Annotated in this window: 1 protein-coding gene; it reads left to right on the top strand. The window is 49.3% G+C overall.

Annotated features, from left to right (window positions below):
* Window positions 1–13 precede the first annotated feature (13 nt).
* Window positions 14–225, top strand: a 212-nt coding sequence (locus FDX11_RS10205; RefSeq protein WP_137397845.1) for a CII family transcriptional regulator, incomplete at its 3' end; no start/stop codon positions are given.

Below are 225 nucleotides of genomic sequence, written 5' to 3'. Positions count from 1 at the left end.
AGGAATTTAACAAATGGAAAACTCAATTAACCGCAACAAGGTCAATGCCCGTCGCATTGAGTCCTGGTTGCTTAACCGTATCGCCATGAAAGGTGGCAACAACGTAGCTAAAGAGATTGGCGTCGATAAGGCACAGATAACCCGCTGGAAAGAAACGTGGCTGCCGAAGATGGCAATGCTGCTGGCAGTTCTGGAATGGGGTGTCGTTGATGACGATATGGCGCG

This window comes from Citrobacter sp. wls714, from assembly GCF_005281025.1.
Taxonomy (GTDB): domain Bacteria; phylum Pseudomonadota; class Gammaproteobacteria; order Enterobacterales; family Enterobacteriaceae; genus Citrobacter; species Citrobacter werkmanii.
This window is presented reverse-complemented; position numbering and strand designations above follow the sequence as displayed.